General features: G+C 41.7%; 22 protein-coding genes, 1 pseudogene and 1 CRISPR repeat array. Of the genes and pseudogenes, 14 read left to right on the forward strand and 9 right to left on the reverse strand.

What is annotated here, in order from left to right:
* The 4 genes from AC5590_RS34835 to AC5590_RS34850 all read left to right on the forward strand — a co-directional run.
* The coding region (locus tag AC5590_RS34835) for a hypothetical protein (protein WP_169267751.1) at positions 1–191 on the forward strand (191 nt) is incomplete at its 5' end.
* Positions 192–276: 85 nt separating this feature from the next.
* A complete protein-coding gene (locus tag AC5590_RS34840; protein ID WP_169267752.1) occupies positions 277–474 on the forward strand; it encodes a hypothetical protein in 198 nt (65 codons plus the stop codon).
* Between the two features lie 55 nt (positions 475–529).
* Positions 530–1,219, forward strand: coding sequence for a uracil-DNA glycosylase (locus AC5590_RS34845; protein WP_169267753.1), 690 nt, complete (start codon positions 530–532; stop codon positions 1,217–1,219).
* A gap of 160 nt (positions 1,220–1,379) precedes the next feature.
* Positions 1,380–1,634 (forward strand): hypothetical protein, encoded by a 255-nt coding sequence (locus tag AC5590_RS34850; protein WP_169267750.1) that lies wholly within the window; start codon positions 1,380–1,382, stop codon positions 1,632–1,634.
* Here AC5590_RS34850 and AC5590_RS34855 read toward each other — a convergent pair.
* From AC5590_RS34855 to tyrS, 3 genes are read right to left on the reverse strand one after another with little or no spacing between them, the layout of a single operon-like run.
* Complete coding sequence (locus tag AC5590_RS34855; RefSeq protein ID WP_498824480.1) at positions 1,559–2,269, reverse strand: hypothetical protein; 711 nt, start codon at positions 2,267–2,269, stop codon at positions 1,559–1,561. The two genes, AC5590_RS34850 and AC5590_RS34855, sit on opposite strands and share 76 nt — an antisense overlap.
* Before the next feature lie 8 nt (positions 2,270–2,277).
* Positions 2,278–2,997 (reverse strand): orotidine-5'-phosphate decarboxylase, encoded by a 720-nt coding sequence (gene pyrF / locus AC5590_RS34860; RefSeq protein ID WP_169267755.1) that lies wholly within the window; start codon positions 2,995–2,997, stop codon positions 2,278–2,280.
* Positions 2,998–3,010: 13 nt separating this feature from the next.
* Positions 3,011–4,180 carry a tyrosine--tRNA ligase gene (tyrS, locus tag AC5590_RS34865; protein WP_169267770.1) on the reverse strand — a complete coding sequence of 390 codons (1,170 nt, stop codon included), beginning with the start codon at positions 4,178–4,180 and terminating at the stop codon, positions 3,011–3,013.
* Positions 4,181–4,356: 176 nt separating this feature from the next.
* On the opposite strand from tyrS, the gene AC5590_RS34870 reads away from it, so the two are divergent.
* Positions 4,357–6,282: a transglycosylase domain-containing protein gene (locus AC5590_RS34870; RefSeq protein WP_169267756.1), complete on the forward strand. Its 1,926-nt coding sequence runs from the start codon at positions 4,357–4,359 to the stop codon at positions 6,280–6,282.
* A gap of 525 nt (positions 6,283–6,807) precedes the next feature.
* On the opposite strand, the gene AC5590_RS34875 is transcribed toward AC5590_RS34870, so the two are convergent.
* The gene (locus AC5590_RS34875) at positions 6,808–7,131 is read right to left on the reverse strand and encodes a DUF1825 family protein (RefSeq protein WP_169267757.1); all 324 of its coding nucleotides are present in this window, start codon (positions 7,129–7,131) and stop codon (positions 6,808–6,810) included.
* 357 nt (positions 7,132–7,488) lie between these two features.
* Between AC5590_RS34875 and AC5590_RS34880 the strand changes: the two genes are divergently transcribed.
* On the forward strand, positions 7,489–7,863 hold the full coding sequence (locus AC5590_RS34880; protein WP_169267758.1) for an NINE protein: 375 nt from the start codon (positions 7,489–7,491) through the stop codon (positions 7,861–7,863).
* A gap of 13 nt (positions 7,864–7,876) precedes the next feature.
* On the forward strand, positions 7,877–8,410 hold the full coding sequence (locus tag AC5590_RS34885; protein ID WP_169267759.1) for a ComEA family DNA-binding protein: 534 nt from the start codon (positions 7,877–7,879) through the stop codon (positions 8,408–8,410).
* A gap of 30 nt (positions 8,411–8,440) precedes the next feature.
* On the opposite strand, the gene lepB is transcribed toward AC5590_RS34885, so the two are convergent.
* Both lepB and AC5590_RS34895 read right to left on the reverse strand, forming a co-directional pair.
* Positions 8,441–9,013, reverse strand: coding sequence for a signal peptidase I (gene lepB, locus AC5590_RS34890; RefSeq protein ID WP_169267760.1), 573 nt, complete (start codon positions 9,011–9,013; stop codon positions 8,441–8,443).
* Between the two features lie 282 nt (positions 9,014–9,295).
* Positions 9,296–10,015, reverse strand: coding sequence for a transcriptional regulator (locus AC5590_RS34895; protein ID WP_248277377.1), 720 nt, complete (start codon positions 10,013–10,015; stop codon positions 9,296–9,298).
* Between the two features lie 99 nt (positions 10,016–10,114).
* Between AC5590_RS34895 and AC5590_RS34900 the strand changes: the two genes are divergently transcribed.
* From AC5590_RS34900 to cas2, 7 genes are all read left to right on the forward strand, one after another.
* Positions 10,115–10,357 (forward strand): Clp protease/crotonase-like domain-containing protein, encoded by a 243-nt coding sequence (locus AC5590_RS34900; RefSeq protein WP_169267761.1) that lies wholly within the window; start codon positions 10,115–10,117, stop codon positions 10,355–10,357.
* Positions 10,358–10,360: 3 nt separating this feature from the next.
* Positions 10,361–11,122, forward strand: a complete 762-nt coding sequence (cas5d, locus tag AC5590_RS34905) for a type I-D CRISPR-associated protein Cas5/Csc1 (protein ID WP_169267762.1) — start codon at positions 10,361–10,363, stop codon at positions 11,120–11,122.
* Between the two features lie 73 nt (positions 11,123–11,195).
* Positions 11,196–13,400 carry a type I-D CRISPR-associated helicase Cas3' gene (gene cas3, locus AC5590_RS34910; protein WP_248277378.1) on the forward strand — a complete coding sequence of 735 codons (2,205 nt, stop codon included), beginning with the start codon at positions 11,196–11,198 and terminating at the stop codon, positions 13,398–13,400.
* Between the two features lie 12 nt (positions 13,401–13,412).
* On the forward strand, positions 13,413–14,264 hold the full coding sequence (gene cas6, locus AC5590_RS34915) for a CRISPR-associated endoribonuclease Cas6 (protein ID WP_169267764.1): 852 nt from the start codon (positions 13,413–13,415) through the stop codon (positions 14,262–14,264).
* Positions 14,257–14,850 (forward strand): CRISPR-associated protein Cas4, encoded by a 594-nt coding sequence (gene cas4, locus AC5590_RS34920; RefSeq protein ID WP_169267765.1) that lies wholly within the window; start codon positions 14,257–14,259, stop codon positions 14,848–14,850. Before cas6 ends, cas4 begins: the two co-directional genes overlap by 8 nt.
* Before the next feature lie 212 nt (positions 14,851–15,062).
* Positions 15,063–16,067 (forward strand): type I-D CRISPR-associated endonuclease Cas1d, encoded by a 1,005-nt coding sequence (gene cas1d, locus AC5590_RS34925; RefSeq protein ID WP_169267766.1) that lies wholly within the window; start codon positions 15,063–15,065, stop codon positions 16,065–16,067.
* 117 nt (positions 16,068–16,184) lie between these two features.
* Positions 16,185–16,472 (forward strand): CRISPR-associated endonuclease Cas2, encoded by a 288-nt coding sequence (cas2, locus tag AC5590_RS34930; protein ID WP_169267767.1) that lies wholly within the window; start codon positions 16,185–16,187, stop codon positions 16,470–16,472.
* Between the two features lie 211 nt (positions 16,473–16,683).
* Positions 16,684–18,966: direct repeats of the CRISPR family, unit length 37 nt; unit sequence GTTGAAATTTCTCTTACTCCCTATTAGGGATTGAAAC.
* 89 nt (positions 18,967–19,055) lie between these two features.
* Here cas2 and AC5590_RS34935 read toward each other — a convergent pair.
* The 3 genes and pseudogenes from AC5590_RS34935 to AC5590_RS34945 form a co-directional block, all read right to left on the reverse strand.
* Positions 19,056–20,051, reverse strand: a complete 996-nt coding sequence (locus AC5590_RS34935) for an SGNH/GDSL hydrolase family protein (RefSeq protein WP_169267768.1) — start codon at positions 20,049–20,051, stop codon at positions 19,056–19,058.
* A 283-nt stretch (positions 20,052–20,334) separates the two neighbouring features.
* A complete protein-coding gene (locus AC5590_RS34940; protein ID WP_169267769.1) occupies positions 20,335–20,463 on the reverse strand; it encodes a DNA methyltransferase in 129 nt (42 codons plus the stop codon).
* Positions 20,424–20,609, reverse strand: a pseudogene (locus tag AC5590_RS34945) (site-specific DNA-methyltransferase); the annotation flags it as partial. The gene AC5590_RS34940 and the pseudogene AC5590_RS34945, both read right to left, overlap by 40 nt.
* Positions 20,610–20,857 lie beyond the last annotated feature (248 nt).

Consider the following 20,857-nt stretch of genomic DNA (forward strand, 5'->3'; position numbering starts at 1 on the left):
AGATGCCTGCGACGGGAAACCCGTCTTCAGCACTGGCTCCGCAACGCACTGGCTCTCCTTATCAAGGAGAGGGAAAGATTTTTGCGTCATTAAAAGCAAAGGTGGATGACATAGATGGAGAGTGTGTCACCTCTAGTAACTATAGAGCGAAAGATTTTTGCGTCATTAAAAGCAAAGGTGGTGAGGTTTAATATTTTATTTGAGATACTTACTTATTTCTCGTAAAAATACAACCATTACGAGCGATAATAGTATATAGAGGTAAAAGTACTTGAAATGTTGTTAACCACTTCTGCTTGTTGTGCTGTTAGTCTGATTCAACAACAAGAGCAAAACAATTATAACCATAAAACGCAGTCTGGACAAATGCAATGTATTGATACTCCACTTGACAACTGCAAGAGTATGTCTAAAAATTGCACTGTTGTGGAAAATGGTCGTGTCGTTGTTAAACCAGCACAAATACAATTGTAATACCAATTCTTAATTCAATCCGCTGCCCTGACATTCTTGGTGATAAAACCCACACATGAGTAACGAACAACAACTCAGTCTCTTCGAGGATTCAAGTATTGACTCGAATGACCAAAAAGAGCTGATTCCTAAAGACGCGAAAATTCCCATTCCGACTGGAACCTATGCCAATATGACGGAATTGGCACAGCATTGCAACCAGTGTCACCGTTGTGGATTGGGAAAGACACGTACTCATGCTGTTGTTGGAAGGGGTGATCTTAAAGCACCAATTATGGTTGTGGGGGAAGCACCAGGTCAAACTGAAGACGAAACTGGCTTACCCTTTGTTGGCAAGGCAGGGCAGCTGTTGGAGAAAATTTTAGCTTCAGTTAAATTAGATACTCAAAAAGACGTTTATATCTGTAATATCAACAAGTGCAGACCTCCTGATAACCGAGTTCCTACGACTGAAGAAATGGACGCTTGCAAGCCTTATTTATTGGAACAAATTCGCCTGGTTGATCCAAAAATTATTCTTTTTGTAGGTGCAACGGCTGTTAAAGGGTTAACTGGTGATAAGCGCGCAATTTCCAAAATTCGTGGAGAGTGGATGGAGTGGGATGGGCGTTTGTGTATGCCAATTTTTCATCCGTCTTATTTGCTACGTAACCAATCACGTGAAGTTGGTAAGCCTAAGTGGTTAACGTGGCAGGATATACAAGCAGTGCGTGCTAAGTTTGATGAAATCCATAAAAACCAGTAGCTGGTAAGTATCTGGTGTTTGAGCAAAAGTTTGGCAGAAAATCCGGAATGCTGTCGCTTCAATTGGTACCTAAATAACCATCCTCCATCTATCAGGTATTCCCCAATCTGGGGCAGATGGTTGAGCATACAGTCACGCACTATTGCAAAGGAGAAGGCTTATGTTGAAATGGTTATTCATGGAAGATGATGAAAGCATTAAGAAACGCAAAACTCATAAGCGTTCTAGTGGTAGCAGCGACAGCAGTGGGTACACTGGCGATGCTGGAGGACATGACGGTGCTAGCAGCGACAGTGGTTGGTTCGGTGGCGACGCTGGGGGACATGACAGCGGTAGCAACTATGACTCTGGTGGCGGTTGCGACAGTGGAGGCGGTGATGGCGGTGGCGGCGGTTGTGATGGTGGCGGCTTTTGAGACGAACCTTTCAAACTCCGAGAACGCACACGCACACTTCCGGCTTGACAATCTCGTAACCAAGCAACAACTGCTTGAGCAACGACACCATCACTACTATTTCGCGGCGGTGTCGGTGGCTGATTCTTGGGAAACGAACCAATTTGGGAAAACATCATCACAAAACGCCAATCACTTTTTGTTTTTGTGAGAAACAGCCAGTGGAATTCCTGTAATTGAACTGGTTTGCCTGCAGTATATTGTCGCTCTAAAGTCGTAAAAAAAACTTGCTCTACTCCAACTGATGCAGTTTTCCCAGAATCTGCCGTGTATCCACTAGGATCAAGAGGTAGCGGTGTAAACTCAGGTCTTCCCGCCACTACCATATAACTATAAACGTCAGTTGCCCTGCTCAAGCGACGGGCGCGTTGACTTGCTCTATTCGCATAATTTGGTAAATCTTGCAAGAGTTGAGTCGTTAGTGTTTCTAGATTTTGGTTTGAGCAAGAAAACCTATTAGGATCAATCGGTTTCCCCTCCGATTGGGTGGAGGGGTTGGGAGTGATTTTTTTAGCTTGTACTGGGGTATCTAGAGCATTTGATAATAGCCAGAAGACACAACAAAGAAGCCACAAGCTTTTATTTTTGTTTTTCACTCCTGAGTTCATGTCACCGCCACTAATTCCTCACAAATCCTTTTCCAAGCTAACTCTGGATCAGCAGCTGCGGTGATAGGACGCCCAATGACGAGGTAATTTGCTCCTGCAGACAAAGCTTGTGCAGGAGTGAGCGATCGCGCCTGATCACCTTTTTGCGCCCAAGTTGGACGTACCCCCGGACAAACCAGCAAAAAATCATCTCCACAACTTTGTCGCAGTTGCGCCACCTCAACAGGAGAGCAAACAGCCCCATCTAAACCCATCTCTTGAGCCATTAGAGCCATCTCCAAAGTATATTCTGGTAATTCTAGAGGTATTTTCAACTCAAACGCCAACTGTCTGGAAGAAAGACTCGTCAACAGCGTAATCGCAATTAACTTAGGCGGTTTCACACCCGCATCTGCTGCTCCTGCTTGTACCGCTTCAGCTGCTGCGCTCAGTGCTTCTTTACCACACGTGGTATGAATTGTCAATAAATCAACGCCATAACGAGCAGCCGCACGACAAGCACCAGCGACAGTGTTGGGGATATCGTGAAACTTCAAATCCAAGAAAATACGTTTCTGCCGAGATTTTAGCACCTCCAGAATTTTTGGTCCTGTGCTTGTAAATAACTCCAAGCCCACCTTAAAGAAAGTGACTGACTCAAGCTGTTCGATAAGGGCGATCGCCGCTTGTTCATCCGCTACATCCAGAGGTACGATTATTTGCTCTTGGGCGTTCATCAGCTTTTCTCCTCTACGGTATCAGTCGGACAAACTTGTTTTTTCCCAGCTGCAAAACACGTCCTTGCAATTCACTCTTGTCAGTGAAAGTGGTTTCAATATCGGTGATGCGATCGCCATCTAAGCGCACCCCACCTTCTTGAATTTTGCTTTTACCTTCCCCGCCACTTTTGCACAAGCCACTGACATTCAGCAGGTATGACAGCTTTGCTGGAAACTGCACATCAGCGAGGGAAAACTCTGGGACGTCACCCGCCTCAATCTCCTTGATAGCTTGTTCACCGTGATATTGTCTCACAATTTCTTGTGCTAGGAGTTTTTGGCGATCGCGTGGATTTTCCGGTAGCTGCTCCAATGACAAATCCGTAAGTAGTGTAAAATAATCTTTCAGCAGATTGTCAGGAACTTGTTGCAGCTTTTGGTACTTTTGAGTTTGGTGTTCTAACAAACCCACATAATTACCTAAAGACTTAGACATTTTTTGTACACCATCTAAGCCAATTAAAATTGGCAGCAGTACTCCGTACTGTGGTTTTTGCCCAAAATGGCGTTGTAAATCCCGCCCGACAGCAAGATTAAATTTTTGGTCTGTCCCTCCTAATTCCACATCTGCCTCAATAGCAACAGAATCATAGCCCTGCATCAGGGGGTACAGGAACTCATGAAGGAAAATAGGATTCTCTTTTTTATAGCGCTCAGCAAAACCCTCCTTAGCGAGCATCTGCCCTACTGTCATTGTCGAGAGTAACTCCAAAATTTTGCCCAGGTTCAACTTGGAGAGCCATTCTGAGTTGTAACGTATCTCCAACCTGCCTGGTGTATCAAAATCTAAAATAGGTCGCACCTGCTCAAGGTAAGTCTGGGCGTTTCGCGCCACATCTTCTTCCGTAAGTTGGCGACGTACCTCAGATTTTCCTGTCGGATCACCAATGCGAGCAGTAAAATCGCCAATAATCAGTACTGCGGTATGACCAGCATCTTGAAACGCTCGTAGTTTTCGTACTGGTATACTGTGACCGAGATGAATATCGCTACCCGTTGGATCAATTCCCAATTTCACCCTTAGAGGTCGCTCAGTTGTTGCTAAACGCTTTTCTAAACTTTCAACGTGAGTATCAGAATCAGTCGGTTGTGGGAAAATTTCAACAATACCACGACGCAGCCAAGAAAAATCCTGCGTCATACTACTAGGAGATTGACTGTTAACTATGCTTTGCACTATCAAAGTAGGATTGGTTATGGTCACTGACAATTTGTATGACTTTCGTTTGCCAAACTAATATCATTGCAAAAAATTAACCGCCTTGCTTGATCCAAGACATTACACTATATATTTACTAGTGAGGAAGTAAAACCACCGTGTCGTCAAGGACTTTTGAAGATAAGCAGCCACAACCTCGAGCGTCTGGCTCAGGTTTTGAGTTTCTTAAAGGAGTCGGCCAGGTAGCTGGCGGTACTCTACTTTCCGCCACGATGCTGACAAGTTCTATTGTAGCGGGAGGACTCGTTGGCTTAGCGGTGAGTTTCCGCAACTTGCCAGATGTAAGACAGTTACGCAGCTTCTTGCCATCAGAAACAACTTATATCTATGACATCAAAGGTAAACTGTTAACGAGTATTCACGGAGAAGCCAACCGTGAAGTAATGCCATTAGATAGAATTTCTCCAGATCTCAAGCGAGCAGTATTAGCGAGTGAAGATAGCGACTTCTACTATCACCACGGAATTAATCCCAAAGGCGTTGGACGTGCAGTAGTCACCAACTGGTCAGCAGGCGGCGTGCGAGAGGGTGGTTCAACCATCTCCATGCAGTTGGTGAAAAACTTATTCTTGTCTCACAAGCGTGCCTTTACCCGTAAAATAGCCGAGGCAGTACTGGCAATTCGCTTGGAGCAAATTCTTACCAAAGACCAAATTTTAGAAATGTACCTCAACCAAGTTTATTGGGGTCATAACAACTATGGTGTACAAACAGCAGCACGCAGTTACTTTAACAAGTCAGCAGAAAATTTAAACTTGGCTGAGTCAGCGATGATGGCTGGTTTAATCCAAGCGCCGGAAGACTATAGCCCCTTCATTCACATGAATAAGGCAAAAGAGCAGCAGAAAATAGTTTTAGGTCGAATGAAGGAATTGGGCTGGATTACACAGGAAGAGTACGATAAAGCCCTCAAACAACCAATCAAACTCGGTAAAATTAAGTCTTTCCAAGGAAGCGCCTTGCCTTACGTGACAAACGCTGTAGCGCACGAAATCGCCAAAAAGTTTGGTCGTGAGGCGCTGCTTAAGGGTGGAATGCGAATTCAAACCACGGTTGATACCAAGTTCCAAAACATGGCGGAGGAGACTGTCAAAAATTGGCATGATATTTTGAGGGGGCAAGGGTTATCTAGAAACCAAATTGCTCTGGTTGCCATTGATCCCCGTACACATTTTGTCAAAGCTCTGGTAGGTGGCGTAGATTCTAAAACCAGTGAGTTTAACCGTGCAACTCAAGCTTTACGGCAACCTGGCTCTGCTTTTAAACCGTTTGTTTACTACACTGCCTTTGCAACTGGTAGGTACGGTCCAGAGACAACAGTCTACGATACCCCTGTGGGTTATCGAGATGGTGACGGATGGTACTACCCACGCAACTACGATGGTGGGTATGGGGGAGCAATGTCAATCCGCTATGCGTTGATGCAATCTCGTAACGTTCCCGTCATTAAGCTTGGTAAAGCTGTGGGAATGAATAAGGTTGTCGAAACCTGCCGCACCTTAGGTATTATGAGTCCCATGGAACCAGTCACTTCTCTGCCATTGGGTGCTATTGGTGTCACGCCGTTGGAGATGGCAGGTGCTTATGCTACCTTTGCCAACTATGGCTGGCAGTCTCCAACGACAATTATTGCCCGTGTGACAGATAGTGGTGGTAACATATTACTTGACAACACCCCTAAACCCGTACAAGCTCTCGATCCGTGGGCATCAGCAGCAACTATTGATATCATGCGCGCTGTCATTAATGGAGGCACTGGTAAACATGCTGCAATAGATCGCCCAGCAGCTGGTAAGACAGGAACAACTTCCTCTGAGAAAGATATTTGGTTTGTCGGAACCGTACCTCAATTAACAACTGCTGTTTGGGTTGGTCGAGATGATAACAGAAGTTTAGCTAGTGGTGCGACGGGCGGGACTATGGTTGCTCCAATTTGGCGCAATTTTATGATGAAGGCGCTTAAGGATGTACCTGTGGAGCAATTCAAGTCGCCTTACCAGTTTCCTCGACCTAAATCAAATTAAAGTTAAGAAAGTTAACATAGTTAACATTGAGGAGTTTGGTGTCAATTCCAAACTCTTCATTTTTGCTTTCAATAAAACATGCTTAACAGACAACGCCTAAAGCGTCAGCGGCTCGACTGAGCGGAAGCTTTAGGCGTCGTTCGCGTAGCGTCTCCGTTCGGCCTCAAGCCGTGCCCGTATGCGCAAAGCGCACGCCCAGAGGGCGAACGCGCAGCGTGTCCCTTTGGGACTCAGGGCTCAGGAGATAGCTTCGCCGAACGTCCGAACGGGAGCAGGGGAGAATCAATGACATCAGTAATATGACATGCAAAAAGGGGATATTCAGAGAAAAATATTACACTGCTATAACAAAATGGTACTCGCTACCAAACTCAACGAAAAGTAGCCCAAAGTGAACGGCAACAGCGTTAACAACTTGCAGCTAAGTTGAGAGAACTGGGAATTACCCTAATGGATATTAAAAACTTCAGTGAGGTATTTGCTCACGGCAATGAGGGCAGGCTTTCCACACGATCGCACGAAGTTTTATGATTGTTGTTCTAGTTCCTTTTTCATCCGCTGTAGGGTGAGATCCATTTGGTCAAACATTTGTTGCGGAGTTACACCAAACTGGCTTAACTGTGTCTTAAGTTGCTCTACAGTCATTTGTGCCATGAAATCTTCTGATAGCTCAAAACGCTTCATAAAAACCCGATAGCGATCCATCATGGCTTCCATCTGCTCAATAAACAGCTTTTTGCCATCGCGGTCAAATTTGCCATAGTTACCGCCAAGCTTGATAAGTGCTTGATAGTCTTCAAACAGTTGCTTGGCTTCTTGCTGAATTATGTCAGAATCAAAAAATCCCATCTTGGTTACACCCAACGGAGTGTGGAGACTCAGTAGCTCTGTTAATTGATGCCCTTTGCTTATTATAGTTTAGGGAGATAATCTAGAAAAGAAACTTCGGTTTGAGTACGGTTTGTTACCGCAATTTCAACACTTGACTTGCGCAACTTAAAATTGAAAACTCCAAGTTCATACAAGGTAATGCGACTTCCTTGCTATGCTTCTTGTTTCCCCTGTGCTCGCGTCCTCCCCATTTGTATTAATCTTAAAATCAAACGGTATTAGGCGTGGGGCAGGCATAGTCTTTGTCGGAGTAGTTCATCAGATAGGATTCAGTTACTATAACAGCAATGCTGAGTTTATTATGGTGCTTTAGTTATGTTTAATCAACGAAAAAGCCGGAGCATTGCCGCTATTTTAGCTTTGTCTGGTACAGTGGCAATTTCCGGATTACATAAGTTTTATCTAGGACAGCCACTTTGGGGTGTGCTTTATGTGTTGCTTTCTTGGACACCCATTCCCAAGGTAGCGAGTGCTATTGAAGGAGTTTGGTTTTTAGCGCAAGACGAAGAAGCTTTTGACCGTCATTTTAATTTAGGTAAATCAGCCATCAAAAACTCACAGTTCGCCAGCAATCAAGTTAGTACGGTTGCTCAAGGCTTACGGGAGTTAGAAAGTTTACGTCAAGATGGATTGATTTCTGAGTATGAATTTGAGCAAAAGCGCCGCCAGTTGCTAGATCATATTTCCTAAAGCAAGGAACACTATGAAAAATTGGCTACCTTTAAACTCTAAGTTACAAAAACTACGCTATAAGTTACAGAACGATCCATATTATCGATTACAATCAGCAGAAGAAATTGCGATCGCCGCCCAACTTGGTATCCACATTGATGCCAATCAAGCAACTGTTGATGATTGGTTACGGCTACCAGGGTTATCGATTCACCAAGCGCGATCGCTTGTACAACTTTCTCGCGCTGGTGTCAAATTTTACTGTGTTGAAGATATTGCCGCAGCCTTAAGTTTACCAGTACAAAGGCTAGAGCCACTCAAGCCAATTCTGAATTTCAGTTATTACGATGATGAATCTTTAGTTCTTGGTAGCCATAAAATCAACCCTAACACGGCAACAATTGAAACTCTAACAAAAGTGCCATTTATTGATTTATCCCTGGCGCAAGCAGTAGTTGAAAATCGCAGTTTAGCGGGAGCTTATCTTAACTTAGTTGATTTTCAGCAAAGGTTAAATCTTTCGGGTGAGACTATTACCCAGCTTATGTACTACCTACGATTTTAATCTAGACGTAGCGATGCTACGTCTTTACAATTAAATCACCCCAATCCTATTAAAAGGCCAAAAGCGGAACACTGCCCGACCAATAATATTTTCTTTGGGTAAAAACCCCCAGTAACGGGAATCGTTACTATCGTTGCGGTTATCTCCCATAACAAAGAATTCGCCAGGAGGAACTTGCCGCTCTTTCATTGGTAAAATTGGTGGCTCAGCTATATAATCTTCTTGTATTGGTTGCCCATCAATGTAAACCTTTCCACCTGCGATACTCACTTTCTTTCCAGGAGTGCCAATAATACGCTTAATGAAAGCTTGGTCTTTGGGATATCCTCGATGTTGTAATTCTTCTGGTGGCTGAAAAACAACGATATCGCCAAATTGTGGAGGATGAAACAAAGAAGAAATTTTTTCCACAACCAGGCGATCGCCCTTATACAACGTTGGTAACATCGAGTCCGAGGGAATGTAGCGGGGTTCTGCAACAAAAGTCCTAATTAAGAGTGCTAAGCATAAGGCGATCGCAATCAAGATAAGATTTTCCCGTAAAGTTCGCCATCCTCGCGACGATTCTGGGGATTCTTTAGCATCACTTTTCTGATGAGTCATAGAGAGCTGATTAATAAGTTAGACGAATTCTAGATTATTTTGACCCTAAAAGGACGTTTGTAACGGCTTAGGAAGAAACTTCCAGATTGTAATGCTGACAGAGGGTTTTGAGTTTTTCTTTGACGAGCGATACGCGTAGCGTCAAGCCTCCGGCTTATCGCACTGAATCAGGCGACACCACTACACAATCTTCCCCATACCGCAGTACTTTTGGATCTGGTTTGGACTAAAGTTTAGTCAACCGACGACGTTGAGAAACTTACTTTGAGTTTGGCGATACTGTCAATGCTTTGTTTCAATATCATATAACTGACAAAGGTTACGGAGTTTATGCTTAAAGCGATCGCGCATACTTTCAGGTGACACAATCACGCATTCATCCCAATAACGCGCAACTTCCCTAATCAGCCAAAAAGGATTTGCAACTCGCCGTACCACTTGACGCACATCTCCAATGATTTCATCACCAACGTCATCATCTTTGGGTTGATAGCTTTTTTTCAACCAACCATAAAAGTGTAATTGCACTTCTAGATAATCTAGTTTCCCTCGCCAATTTCGATTAATAGGTACAGCTGACTTAATGCTGTTATAGGTTAAACAGCGGTTGTGCCAAAGTTCTGGCAATTCGGGAATATCATTTTCTACATCATGGGTTTCTTCGCACCAGATGAGGAGGTAAAAGCGGTTATCAAAGGAGCGAGGTTCCGCATGACGAACTGTGTATTCCAGTTCTTGACCTTGAGAATTCCGGTAGAGAATGTAAAACGGCTGTTGCTTTTTCATCCAATCTTCAATTTGAATTCGCCACCCTTGAGTAGATTGGCTAATTTGTTTCATGAGAGACTGACGCAAGGGCGGTTCGAGATTACCTCGCTCTAGTAAAAGTGCAAGTACAGTTTGAGCTTCTCCAATACGACCTATATCATTTAAGGCTTTTATTGCTTGTTGCAAAGCGTTAACCTGGTTGGAATCAAGAGTAAAGGGCTTACCAAGTTCCAACGTTTGTTCAGCAATGGCTACTATTAGGCCGGAAATACTGGGTTCTTTTCCCCATAGAATATCAAGGCTACGGGCGATTTCCTCAAGCTTTTCAAGCGTTTGATAGAAAAAGCTAAAGAAGTGCTTTCAACATGGAAGAGTAAGCGAGGCGTTTCTGTGCATTTATCTGATGAAGAATTAGCAAGTGTAATGACTGATGTCGATAATCATTGGTCAGAAGAAGAACGGGATAAATTTTTAAAGCGCTTAAGTCAATCTTACGAACTTTTCCGTCAAGTTCCTGCTGAGTCTAAAAAAGGCAAAAGCAAAGGTAAAAAAGCAGCAGTTGAAGTAGAGAGTTAGGTTATGTTAACAATTCCTTTTCAGCAGGCAAAGCTTGTGGAGTTGCTGTGTTTAGAACCAATCTTTTTTGCCTCCAGGGAGTTGTCGGATACCTACTACACTGAGGGGACGATTGGGAATTATGCTTTAACCTATGCTTTGGGTTTGGTTAATTCCCCTTATCGTCTCCAAGGACAGGCTACAGGACGACCTACCTACAAAGAAGATTTTGCGGCGATCGCACAAACATTCTATATATTACCCGCCTCACCTACTCATGGTCGAGTGACTTTCCGGTTTGAACGTTTCAATGCCCTTTCTGATGCTTATTGGTACGCGATGACTAATAACCGAGTCGCCACAGCACGTGAAGATTTACCATTACAACGCCAAGGGAAAAAACCCAATTCCTTTAGACCAAGTAATTTTCCCCAGACAGGACGATTGCGGATGATTGAACGTGGTAATAAATTCCAAACTTTAGTTTTTGGCAATTATGAATTACCTGACTACATTCGTGTTGGTAAATTTTTAAGCAAAGTTAGAGTCAATATTCTAGAGACATTTGATGTCATTCCATTACCAGAAGGAAATTACCAAACTCGCGCTTACTTGAACGTTGCTGATTTACCACCACAGACTGAAATATTGTCTTTTGATTTAATTTCTATGCCTCCAGCACCAATACTTAAAAATCTTCATTTCCGGGGTGCTGCTTGGCAAGTGGGTGAAATAGTTGTGCCAGCAGGTTTACAATTTTGTGGTAGAGGCAGAATCAATGGTTAATCAAAGATTAGTTACTAAACTTGAACCTCGTAGTATTTTCGCCTGTGCATCATTACCCGATGAACTTTCATTCATGAACAATGCACTTCAACATCAAGTTGAGGTTTTTGAAAAATCTCGCGATGTTGATATTATCCTTGATTTAGCACCGACAGGTACAGGTAAAACAAAAGCGGGATTCACAGTTTTATTGCACCAACCTACGAAAAGTGCTATCTACATTGCCCCGACTAATGCTTTGGTAGAACAGCAACGTGAAGCCGCAGAGAAGTTTGTAAAAGAAGCTGGTTTACCTCATGTCATTAAATCTGCTTCGGCAAGAGAAATTAGAACATGGTCTGATGATAAAGTGGGTAAGCGACCAGGAGAGAAACTATATAACGTTTTGCGAAATCCTGCAACTATATTTTCGGAAGTAGGAGCAAATAAACCAATTATATTAGTGACAAACCCTGATATTTTTTACTACGCTACTTTCTTCGCTTACAATAAGCTAGATAGAAGTAATATCGCCAGTAGTTTTTACACCAAGTTTGGGACAGTCATTTTTGATGAATTTCATCTATATGATGCTAAACAGTTAGTAGGGTTGCTGTTCTATCTCGCTTATTCCCATCTTTTTGGCTTTTTTAAGTATGGAAGACGGGTTGTTTTACTAACAGCTACACCAGAACCAGCTTGTGAATTAGCACTGCAAAGTTTAGAAAAGCAGGCTGTGAGAATAGCCAGAATAGATGGAGAGACTGGTAATGGTAAAAGTTTACCATCTCAAACAACAGTCAATCTAGAATTAAGACCACAACCTGATACTAGGGAGGAGTGGCTAGCAGAGTTAGCGTTTGAAGTTGTCCAACGGTTTCGCGAAAGACCTAAAGAAAATGGTGCAGTCATTCTGGATTCTCTAGATAGTATTAATCGTCTCAAAGAGTTGTTGGACAAGCAAGGACTGACTGATTATATCGGACGCATGACTGGTCCTGCACCTTTTAAAGATAGACAACGGGCAATGGAGTGTCAAATAATTTTGGCAACTAGCACTGTAGATGTTGGATTTAACTTTGAAAGAAATCCTGCACCAACACGACAAAATTTAGATTGGTTGATTTTTTCAGCCCGTAATCGTGCTGCATTTTGGCAAAGAATTGGTAGAGTCGGACGTGTTTTGGGTAAATGTGAGACTAACATAAACTCAGAAGCGATAGCTTATTTACCAGCTATAGCTTGGGAAGAAGGTTTAGCCTCCCTCGATATATCTGGAGGACGTATTGCACTTGAACAAACATTGAAGAATCTTCCTTGTTTAGAGAAACCATTCTTGCTTGCATACTGGCGTTCGGAAGCGTTTTTAGAAATTGCTCGTCCATTATTAGAACTTGAAGAAGCATTTCAGGATATAGCAGGTGCAGAACTCATCCCACAGCTTTTTGAAACAATAAAATCAACTTTAGGAGGAAACCGTACTTGGGATGACTGTCGCTTTAGGATAAAAGTTTTACGAGGTGCTGAGAACCTTAGTAAAGCTTCGCTTAAAGATGTCCAAAACAAATGGAAATTTACTCCTGGTGGTCAAGCTTTTGTGAGAACTTACATTAAAGCTAAATACCCTGAAGATTGGGATGACTTACAAGCAGGACGTGTGAGTTTAGATGACTATGAACGACTATTCAAACAAGATGAGGAAGCGGCAAAGGATTTAAAAGAATTTGCAGAGATTTTCAGTACCAGCTATGCACCATTATTCTCTTTCAGAAATACTTTCTTTGAAAGTCTCCCAATTCGCGATCCTCATGGTTATCTCTTAGATGAATCAGAAGAAACACGCCTCGATCCTATTCATCTCTTACGTCACTACGAATTTGTTCCAAATGGAGAACTTATAGAAGTCACTAGTCGTGCCAAGGAAAATTATGAACTGGTTTTTCGTCTGAGTTATCCTGATACTTGGCAAGAATTTGTCAATACAGAACTCAATAAACTGACTGCTTTCAAAAATTGCCGTATTGAACGACGTTTAGGAGTAGGAGGAGCAATACGACCTACGCCCTTGATTCAAGTGCTAGAAAAACATCTCATACCAGGGATGATTATAGCTGAAAAAGAGAACCAATATATCATCTTCCAAATGCGAAAAGAAGGAATTGTTTCATATCCTATTGTCATTCAATGTAGCAATGCCCAAAAAGAATACAGATTTTTACCTGGGATTGCAGGAATCTTAACAATGGCAATGAAGGGTAAACAATTGCGTCTTCCAGATGATGAACCCTTTATAGTTTAATAACTCTCAATTATGCCCCACAGCCTCGTCCTTAACCTCATCCCCCAATCTCCCATCTACCCCGAATTCCTCACAGGTAGACACTACCACGCCCTATTCCTCACCCTCATCAGTTCAGTCGATAAAAATTTAGGAGACTATTTACACGCATCCAATGCAGAGAAACCCTTCACCCTTTCCCCCTTACAAGTCACACGCAATCATAAAAGCCACCAACAGAAAAACCACAGCTTGCAATTTTCCCATCAACGCCCAATTTCCCCAGGTACACCCTGTTGGTGGCGCATCTCGTTGTTAGACGACACACTCTTTAGCAAGCTGACTCCACTGTGGCTCAATCTTAACCCCGAACACCCTTGGCATTTGGGTTCCGCAGACTTGTATATTACTAGCATCTTTGGTACACCCCAATCAACACAACCTTGGGCAAATGCTTGTAGTTATACGCAATTGTACGAGCAAGCAAGTCAGGGCGATCGCACTCTCAACCTCACCCTCGCCACACCCGTCGCCTTCCGCCAAGGAGGATACGACACCGTTTTGCCAAATCGAGAATGTGTCTTCAACAGTCTTCTCAGTCGCTGGAACAAATATAGTGGGATTGAATTTTCCAACATCCCCATCGAGTCAATTTATCCAAGTTTTTGTAACATCCATACAGAAGTTATTCGTAACTATGACACCAAATTTGTTGGTTGTGTTGGCGAAATAAGTTATCGGATTTTAGGAGATATTGAACCAATTGCAATTAAACAAATAAATGCCCTTGCTGACTTTGCTTTATATGCAGGAGTTGGACGTAAAACAACAATGGGTATGGGTATGACACGTCGCCTCTCATCAAACGTTGAAAATTATGAATGAGACAGAATATATTCCTATTGCTTCCTTAAATCAATATGCCTATTGTCCACATCGCTGCTGGCGAATGTTTTGTACCGGAGAATTTATTGATAACCAATACACAATTGAAGGGACAAGTTTACATGAACGCGTCCACACATTGGGGCAAGGACATCGTGAAGAAACCTGGCAAGTTCGAGCGATTTGGCTGAAATCAGACAAATACAAACTTATCGGTAAATCTGATTTAATTGAATCAGAAAACGATGAGTTGTATCCAGTTGAATACAAACGAGGACGTAAGGGTGAATGGGATAACGATGAGTTACAAGTTTGTGCCCAAGCTTTATGTCTAGAAGAAATCACAGGACAAACAGTTACCACTGGCTATGTTTATTACGCACACTCACATCAACGTCAATTTGTAGAAATAACAGAAGAATTGCGTCAAAGTACAGTCGCCACAATTGAAGCTGTTCAAATGCTTCTACTAACAGGTATTATGCCAAAAGCTGTCAAGACAAAGCGCTGTACAGGATGTAGTTTGTACACACGGTGCTTACCAGAAGTTGTGGACAAAGTAGGACGGTATCAAGAAGCTTATTAATCCAGAGATTTGACATTTAGCATCACTTTCAATGAGCCTCGTAATTGATAGCCTCGGAATTAATTCCGAGGCTCAAAGACCAAGTCTACTAAAGTAGACTAAAAAGCTTATGTAGTCATCTTTAGATGACTTTGACTATGAGCCTGGGATTTAAATCCTAGGCGGACGAGACTTTTGACTGATTCCTTTCACCTCAATTTCTAACACTAACTATGAGCACACTTTACGTTACACAAGACGACGCATTTATCGGCAAAATCGATGAGCGACTGCACGTAAAATACGAGAAAAAGACAATATTAGATGTCCCGCTTATCAAAATTGACGGTGTCGTAGTATTAGGACGCGCCACAGTTTCACCATCTGCTATCAATGAATTATTGCAGCGTCAAATTCCCCTAACATTTCTGACAGGAACTGGTGGTTATTTAGGACGTTTAGAACCAGAAGTCACCAAAAACATTTTTGTACGCAAGGCGCAATGGCAAGCCGCAGGCAATACACCTCAAGCAATTCATCTCGTCCAAGGGTTTGTACGTGGTAAACTCAAGAATTACCGTAACACCCTTGTTCGTCGTCAACGTGAATCCAACGATCTAGATTTATCTGGTGCTATTGAACGTTTAGATAATGTCATTGCACCCATCGACACAACTCAAAACATTGATTCTTTACGCGGGTTGGAAGGTGCTGGTAGCGCTGCTTACTTTGGCTGCTTTAATGAAATGATTCGCAATACACAATTCACCTTTTCCAAGCGCGTTCGTCGTCCACCCACCGATCCAGTGAATTCTTTACTCAGCTTTGGTTATTCCTTATTGCGTCATGATGTCCAAAGTGCAGTTAATATTGTTGGGTTTGATCCATATTTGGGATATTTACATTGCGATCGCTATGGTAGACCATCACTAGCATTAGATTTAATGGAAGAATTCCGTCCCCTCGTGGTAGATGCAGTTGTGTTGTCTACGTTAAACAAGCAATTGTTGAAAGTTGAAGATTTTGTCACAGAACCTTTGAGTCATGCTGTTTCCCTCACCAACGAACCAAGAAAAACATTTCTGCGCCTATACGAACAAAAGAAATTATCCGAATTTAAGCATCCCGTTTTGGGACGCAAATGCACTTACCAGGAAGCTTTTGCACTGCAAGCCCGGTTACTGGCTAAATACTTAATGGGCGAAATCGAGAAATATCCACCGTTGGTTTTGAAGTAAGCGTTGAAGTCATCAGTTATCAGTCATCAGTTATCAGTTATCAGTTACCAGCTCATCTTGGCTTGATAACTGTTCACTGTTCACTGTTCACTGTTCAGTGATTCGGTTAATTTGCCAATGAATGTTGTTGTGTCCTACGATATCTCTGAAGACAAGCGCCGTACAAAAATCCACAAAGTCCTCAAGTCTTATGGGCAGTGGGTGCAGTATAGTGTATTTGAGTGTCAGCTGAGCGATACTCAATATGCCAAGTTGCGATCGCGCTTACACAAACTTATCAAGCCTGATACCGATAGTATCAAGTTTTATTTTCTGTGCGCTTGCTGTTTTGGTAAAGTCGAACGTATCGGCGGCGAACCACCCCGTGATGAGACGATTTTTTTTGCCGAATGCGCGGATGGGTAGGTGTACAAAAAGAGGTTTCAAAAAAAATGGCTGGATTGCTTACAGGACGAGGATTTCAAGGAAAAATTATTTATAACCATCCGCGCTCCTTGCCTAGACGGAATTTCAGCCATTTGCTGTAAATTGATTTAGTTTTTTTCATGCTATCATTAGATTATTCGCGCTTTGGAACCTTGAAAACTTTATATGGTGCAGTTTTCTGACTGCTGCAGTTGAAATTTCTCTTACTCCCTATTAGGGATTGAAACAACATCACAAATTCATCTCCACTATTTAGCTGAGACAGTTGAAATTTCTCTTACTCCCTATTAGGGATTGAAACAAACGCCAATTTAAAGCGCTCATCCCCACGGTATTATTTGTTGAAATTTCTCTTACTCCCTATTAGGGATTGAAACTGTTTAGTAGTTAAAGAAGCGTACAGATCCTGGGTGTTGAAATTTCTCTTACTCCCTATTAGGGATTGAAACTTGTCATATATCTCTACAATAATTTCCGTGAGAATGGGGGTTGAAATTTCTCTTACTCCCTATTAGGGATTGAAACATATTCAAGATATGCCACTTAAAGAACGGATTTAGTTGAAATTTCTCTTACTCCCTATTAGGGATTGAAACGAAATTTCATCTGGGTAGGCTTTTGCAAAATCAAGTTGAAATTTCTCTTACTCCCTATTAGGGATTGAAACAGTTGTAGTAAGTCTTGTAGGTCGGTGGGGGTACTGTTGAAATTTCTCTTACTCCCTATTAGGGATTGAAACTACTTCCCTGAACTTGATATAGATACCGTACTTAGGTTGAAATTTCTCTTACTCCCTATTAGGGATTGAAACTAAAGCTAAAATGACTCGCAGTCTGGCTGGAAACGTTGAAATTTCTCTTACTCCCTATTAGGGATTGAAACTGAGTTTGCCGAAATAACTCCTACGGGAACTTGGGTTGAAATTTCTCTTACTCCCTATTAGGGATTGAAACAGGAGAGTTATTCTCCAATGGCAGCATGACCTGAAGGTTGAAATTTCTCTTACTCCCTATTAGGGATTGAAACTGTTGCTTAACCCTTTTACCATTCTCGTTGTAATGTTGAAATTTCTCTTACTCCCTATTAGGGATTGAAACGTATCTGTAGACGCTGTGGAAATATCAGTAATGACGTTGAAATTTCTCTTACTCCCTATTAGGGATTGAAACAAAAAGTGTATCCGGCATTGCCAAGTCTCTCACAGGGTTGAAATTTCTCTTACTCCCTATTAGGGATTGAAACTCTTCTATTAACTCTAGAACTCTTGCTTCATCCGTTGAAATTTCTCTTACTCCCTATTAGGGATTGAAACAAGTTCCTCAGGGCTAAGTCGACGACCGGTGGACTGTTGAAATTTCTCTTACTCCCTATTAGGGATTGAAACAGTTTGAAACAGTTGGCTCAACAGGTGGCTACTGCGCGTTGAAATTTCTCTTACTCCCTATTAGGGATTGAAACGAAGTATTCGTTGTTGTTGAACACTTCTTCCATGTGTTGAAATTTCTCTTACTCCCTATTAGGGATTGAAACTATTAGCATCAAAGGTAGTCATTGATACATCATTGTTGAAATTTCTCTTACTCCCTATTAGGGATTGAAACTGTTATTGAAGGGTATTGCAACGTCATTGGTTCAAAGTTGAAATTTCTCTTACTCCCTATTAGGGATTGAAACAGGAATGGAACGTTGCATGGGATAACAATACGATTTGGTTGAAATTTCTCTTACTCCCTATTAGGGATTGAAACATCAAAGCCTTGACCGTCTGACCTATCAGGAGTAGTTGAAATTTCTCTTACTCCCTATTAGGGATTGAAACCTGATTTCGATAAAGCTGCTTTATCGAAATTTTCATCGTTGAAATTTCTCTTACTCCCTATTAGGGATTGAAACATAATGGTCGCACCACACTCATAAACGGAGATATGTTGAAATTTCTCTTACTCCCTATTAGGGATTGAAACCGGAAGCGATCGCAGCAAAACTCCTTCACCAATCGGTTGAAATTTCTCTTACTCCCTATTAGGGATTGAAACAGATTGACATTAGTGGCGAAGTCATTGCTATAGAAGTTGAAATTTCTCTTACTCCCTATTAGGGATTGAAACTTTTAAATCCCTTTTCCAATTAAATAAATCGGTATTGTTGAAATTTCTCTTACTCCCTATTAGGGATTGAAACGAATGCGATCGTTATTGACCCCAATGGTATCTCGTTGAAATTTCTCTTACTCCCTATTAGGGATTGAAACCGCGTACGGGAGAATTACTCGGTCTGTGTTGCGTGGAGGTTGAAATTTCTCTTACTCCCTATTAGGGATTGAAACAATATCGCAATCGCTCTTCAGCAACTGCATTACAACTCGTTGAAATTTCTCTTACTCCCTATTAGGGATTGAAACACTAATGACATAGCTTTTATTTCCTTACTTGAATGGTTGAAATTTCTCTTACTCCCTATTAGGGATTGAAACATCTGTATTTCAAGTTTTGATAAAAAGCATTAAACTGTTTTATCTCTTACTCTGTGCCCTCTGCGCCTCTGCGGTTAAAAATACTATATTCAACTTCCGGCCATTTTCATCGTGCTATATTCAGCTTCATCTATTGCAGTTCGCCATACATCGTAAGCTTGTGTGCTCAAATGAAGCCCGTCTGTCGTCAGTTCTAAACGTAAGTTACCCTGAAAATCTGCAAACCAATCATAAAGATTTAAATAATAAACCCCTTCTTGTCTTGCAATCAGGGAGAGTTGCTCATTGAGATGACGAATGCGAGTATTAGAAATTGTAGATAAACGAGTTGGCAAAATCGATTGAAGAAAAATTATGGTTTTTGGGTGAGTGTGTCGCAACTTGCGAACAATTTCGCGGTGATTGTGTAAGATGATTTCATCTGTCGTACCCTTTCGCAAATCATTAATTCCAACCATGATATAAATGAAATCTGGTCTGGTTTCCCTAAAAACAGATACCCTTCTTAAAACACCAGCGCAAGTATCTCCAGATATTCCCTGATTCAGCCACAATTTATCTACAGGCAATTTTTCTTGAGGAAACCACAAACTTAAAGAATCACCCACCAAAATTCCCAGACGATTATCGCTTTGACTTTGAGTCATTGCTTTGGCTTCCATCGCCAATAAGTTTTTCCAATCCTCGTATGTGAGTTGAGTCTTCCTCGTAGAAATCAACGATAACTCTGTCCTGTCTTTTGGTAAGCTTGGATAAATCTGACCCGCTTTGAGTGCGGCTAATCTTGCGTAGTAAAGTTGTTTTCCAGATGTAATTTTGTAGTCAGCTACTTGAGTTTTTGAACTACCATACGATTCTATATGCTTTGTCAACAAAGAGTGACTCAATTCTGATGGATTTATTCCAGCACTAAAGAATACTTTATTAGTGATATTTTGCTTCAAAATATATTTTAAGTTCAAAACGACTCTGCTATTTTCTGAATAAACATTGGACAGATGCACAAGACTTAATGCTGGTATTGTCATTCCTGTCAACAGACTCACTGTCAACAGACAAAGATTTCTCGTCTTTACGTTTTTCATGCCCGCACCGCTTTTTCTCACAGACAGCATTAACTTGTTGAATTTAAGAAAGTTTTTTAAATAACTGTTTGATTATTTTTCATTGATATACATATTTCTGTAAAGCATTTCGAGATGATGTTTACCATCTCTTCAAAATTTTTCCATATTGCTTCTAGCAGTTTTCATTTTTCTTGAAAACTGCCCACATGATTAAATATAGTTACTCATCCGAAACAGGACTTACGCAACGCAAAGAATGTCCGCACCGTACCGTTAGGCATAGGGGCACGAGCAGAAAAATTTACAAATCTTCAAATCTGTATCGACTACCGATAATATAATCCTCATTGATTTCAAAAGAAATCCATCGACGTTGTAACATTTGTGCAACAAAACCCGTTGTGTTAGAACCCGCGAAGGGAGAAACCATTCTATATATTTTTCTACACTTTCGTTGCCGTATTCTTTCTTACGTGTGAGTGCAAATGGAGGTGAGGTGAGGATTAAGTTAATACTGCTATCCTTAAGATATGTAAGTAATTTTAGGCTTTCACCTATATAAGTAAGTCGCACAATAAAACCAAACTGTGTTAAGAAAAGTAAACAAAGCTCAAACCTTTTCTCTCCCTGCTCCCTGCCTTATTTAAACGATAATTATTTACGCCGACCTACTTATATTGCAATACGGTTCAGTTAAGACTCGATCCTCCCTAACCCTCCTTAAAAAGGAGGGAATTAAGCCCCCCTTTTTAAGGGGAGCCAGTGCGTTGGGGAGCCACTGCCCTTCGGGTTCGCAGTCGCCTACGGAGGGAGACCCTCCTGCA

Source organism: Brasilonema octagenarum UFV-OR1, from assembly GCF_963888615.1.
Classification (GTDB): domain Bacteria; phylum Cyanobacteriota; class Cyanobacteriia; order Cyanobacteriales; family Nostocaceae; genus Brasilonema; species Brasilonema sennae.

What these genes read in the sequence shown, in the direction of transcription:
- AC5590_RS34840 (WP_169267752.1), top strand. Translation starts at nt 277, where the DNA reads ATGTTGTTAACCACTTCTGCTTGTTGTGCTGTTAGTCTGATTCAACAA.
- AC5590_RS34845 (WP_169267753.1), top strand. Translation starts at nt 530, where the DNA reads ATGAGTAACGAACAACAACTCAGTCTCTTCGAGGATTCAAGTATTGAC.
- AC5590_RS34850 (WP_169267750.1), top strand. Translation starts at nt 1,380, where the DNA reads ATGTTGAAATGGTTATTCATGGAAGATGATGAAAGCATTAAGAAACGC.
- pyrF (WP_169267755.1), bottom strand. Translation starts at nt 2,997, where the DNA reads ATGAACGCCCAAGAGCAAATAATCGTACCTCTGGATGTAGCGGATGAA.
- tyrS (WP_169267770.1), bottom strand. Translation starts at nt 4,180, where the DNA reads ATGACGCAGGATTTTTCTTGGCTGCGTCGTGGTATTGTTGAAATTTTC.
- AC5590_RS34875 (WP_169267757.1), bottom strand. Translation starts at nt 7,131, where the DNA reads ATGGGATTTTTTGATTCTGACATAATTCAGCAAGAAGCCAAGCAACTG.
- AC5590_RS34880 (WP_169267758.1), top strand. Translation starts at nt 7,489, where the DNA reads ATGTTTAATCAACGAAAAAGCCGGAGCATTGCCGCTATTTTAGCTTTG.
- AC5590_RS34885 (WP_169267759.1), top strand. Translation starts at nt 7,877, where the DNA reads ATGAAAAATTGGCTACCTTTAAACTCTAAGTTACAAAAACTACGCTAT.
- lepB (WP_169267760.1), bottom strand. Translation starts at nt 9,013, where the DNA reads ATGACTCATCAGAAAAGTGATGCTAAAGAATCCCCAGAATCGTCGCGA.
- cas5d (WP_169267762.1), top strand. Translation starts at nt 10,361, where the DNA reads ATGTTAACAATTCCTTTTCAGCAGGCAAAGCTTGTGGAGTTGCTGTGT.
- cas3 (WP_248277378.1), top strand. Translation starts at nt 11,196, where the DNA reads ATGAACAATGCACTTCAACATCAAGTTGAGGTTTTTGAAAAATCTCGC.
- cas6 (WP_169267764.1), top strand. Translation starts at nt 13,413, where the DNA reads ATGCCCCACAGCCTCGTCCTTAACCTCATCCCCCAATCTCCCATCTAC.
- cas4 (WP_169267765.1), top strand. Translation starts at nt 14,257, where the DNA reads ATGAATGAGACAGAATATATTCCTATTGCTTCCTTAAATCAATATGCC.
- cas1d (WP_169267766.1), top strand. Translation starts at nt 15,063, where the DNA reads ATGAGCACACTTTACGTTACACAAGACGACGCATTTATCGGCAAAATC.
- cas2 (WP_169267767.1), top strand. Translation starts at nt 16,185, where the DNA reads ATGAATGTTGTTGTGTCCTACGATATCTCTGAAGACAAGCGCCGTACA.
- AC5590_RS34935 (WP_169267768.1), bottom strand. Translation starts at nt 20,051, where the DNA reads ATGAAAAACGTAAAGACGAGAAATCTTTGTCTGTTGACAGTGAGTCTG.
- AC5590_RS34940 (WP_169267769.1), bottom strand. Translation starts at nt 20,463, where the DNA reads ATGGTTTCTCCCTTCGCGGGTTCTAACACAACGGGTTTTGTTGCACAA.